We start from the raw sequence: 526 nt of genomic DNA, 5'->3' as shown, positions 1-526 counted from the left end.
TTCCGATAACTTTATCAGCAAAATCAAACTCGGCTTAGGTTTTTCGAGGTGCCCCTTATTTATTCAATGTAATTATCTTATTTACCTTTTTTACGCGTAATTTGCCATTGGGCGTTGCCGGTTTGTTGAAAATCAATTACTTCATGACCTGATTTAGCCGCCCACTTTGGAATATTCTTCGTTGCTTGAGCACAATCATATTTAATAACTAAAATATCACCGTTTATCATTAAATCTATCGCTTTTTTCGCTTGAATTAGTGGATATGGGCATAACTTCTCTCTGGTATCTAGTTGAATTTCACTCATATGCAATAACCTCTATGATTTTATTTGCCATGGACGGATCACAGTAAAGTAACTACTGAGCCAACTACCGAAAATAATACAAGGAATAAACACCCAGCCTTGCCATGAAAACCAAGCGGTATTAACCAAAGTATTACCTAGCATGCAGCCACCCGCTAAACCGCTACCGATCCCCATAAATAAACCACCAATAAAACTTTTTACCACGGTGGTCAAAC

At 37.6% G+C, this 526-nt stretch carries 2 protein-coding genes; both read right to left on the bottom strand.

The window, feature by feature from the left end; genetic code table 11:
- Nucleotides 1-77 precede the first annotated feature (77 nt).
- Nucleotides 78-308 carry a sulfurtransferase TusA family protein gene (locus CBG25_RS08385; RefSeq protein WP_290605978.1) on the bottom strand — a complete coding sequence of 77 codons (231 nt, stop codon included), beginning with the start codon at nucleotides 306-308 and terminating at the stop codon, nucleotides 78-80.
- Between the two features lie 12 nt (nucleotides 309-320).
- On the bottom strand, nucleotides 321-526 hold a 206-nt coding region (locus CBG25_RS08380), incomplete at its 5' end, for a YeeE/YedE thiosulfate transporter family protein (RefSeq protein ID WP_290605976.1).

It is taken from the genome of Arsenophonus sp. ENCA, from assembly GCF_002287155.1.
Classification (GTDB): Bacteria; Pseudomonadota; Gammaproteobacteria; order Enterobacterales; family Enterobacteriaceae; genus Arsenophonus; species Arsenophonus nilaparvatae.
Note: the sequence above shows the minus strand (reverse complement) of the source record. Positions and strands in the feature narration are given on the sequence as shown.

Bases quoted from the DNA above. Each gene is read 5' to 3' on its own strand.
- CBG25_RS08385 (WP_290605978.1), bottom strand. From the start codon at position 308: ATGAGTGAAATTCAACTAGATACCAGAGAGAAGTTATGCCCATATCCA.